Source organism: Streptomyces niveiscabiei, assembly GCF_001419795.1.
GTDB classification, from domain to species: domain Bacteria; phylum Actinomycetota; class Actinomycetes; order Streptomycetales; family Streptomycetaceae; genus Streptomyces; species Streptomyces niveiscabiei.
On record NZ_LIRL01000430.1, the window covers coordinates 1 to 1,320 of the forward strand.

1 protein-coding gene and 1 other RNA gene are annotated in these 1,320 nt (G+C 71.3%); both read left to right on the forward strand.

The window, feature by feature from the left end; all coding sequences use genetic code 11:
• Positions 1–25: 25 nt before the first annotated feature.
• Positions 26–122, forward strand: an RNA gene (gene ffs, locus AOK24_RS45040) — signal recognition particle sRNA small type.
• Between the two features lie 80 nt (positions 123–202).
• The coding region (locus AOK24_RS20920) for a DNA polymerase III subunit gamma and tau (protein WP_159051939.1) at positions 203–1,320 on the forward strand (1,118 nt) is incomplete at its 3' end.

The window sequence follows — 1,320 nt, forward strand, 5'->3', positions numbered from 1 at the left end:
GGGCGGGGGATCGGGTAGGCTGGGGGACAGCCCCTCACGCGGCGCTATCTGACTGAACTCCCCCAGGGCCGGAAGGCAGCAAGGGTAGGTCGGCTCTGGCGGGTGCGTGGGGGGTCTTCGCGTTGGTGCGCGGCGCCCTCGGGGAGGGGTCGTCCCCGGCGCGCGGCCCGGTTTGTCAGTGGGCGCCTATAACCTCGTAGGCGTGTCGTCTCTCGCGCTGTACCGCCGTTATCGCCCGGAGTCGTTCGCCGAGGTCATCGGGCAGGAGCATGTGACAGACCCGTTGCAGCAGGCGCTGCGGAACAACCGGGTCAATCACGCGTACCTGTTCAGTGGCCCCCGCGGCTGCGGGAAGACGACGAGCGCGCGGATCCTGGCGCGGTGCCTGAACTGCGAGCAGGGCCCGACGCCGACGCCGTGCGGGGAGTGCGAGTCGTGCAAGGACCTGGCGAGGAACGGCCCGGGCTCGATCGACGTCATCGAGATCGACGCGGCGTCGCACGGCGGCGTGGACGACGCCCGTGACCTGCGCGAGAAGGCGTTCTTCGGCCCCGCGCGCAGCCGCTACAAGATCTACATCATCGACGAGGCCCACATGGTCACGTCGGCGGGGTTCAACGCGCTGCTGAAGGTCGTCGAGGAGCCCCCGGAGCACCTCAAGTTCATCTTCGCGACGACGGAGCCCGAGAAGGTCATCGGCACGATCCGTTCGCGCACGCACCACTACCCCTTCCGCCTGGTCCCGCCGGGCACGCTGCGCGACTACCTCGGGCAGGTGTGCCAGAAGGAGGACATCCCGGTCGAGGACGGCGTCCTGCCGCTCGTCGTGCGCGCGGGCGCGGGCTCCGTACGTGACTCGATGTCCGTCATGGACCAGCTTCTCGCGGGCGCGACGGCCGAGGGCGTGACGTACGGCATGGCGACGTCCCTCCTGGGGTACACGGACGGCTCGCTGCTCGACTCGGTCGTCGAGTCCTTCGCCACGGGCGACGGCGCGGCGGCCTTCGAGGTCGTCGACCGCGTCATCGAGGGCGGCAACGACCCGCGCCGCTTCGTCGCCGACCTCCTGGAGCGCCTGCGCGACCTCGTCATCCTCGCGGCCGTGCCGGACGCCGCGGAGAAGGGCCTCATCGACGCCCCCGCCGACGTCGTCGAACGCATGCAGGCCCAGGCCGGCGTCTTCGGCGCGGCCGAGCTCAGCCGCGCCGCCGACCTGGTCAACGAGGGGCTGACGGAGATGCGCGGCGCGACGTCCCCGCGCCTCCAGCTGGAGCTGATCTGCGCGCGCGTCCTGCTGCCCGCCGCGTACAGCGACGAACG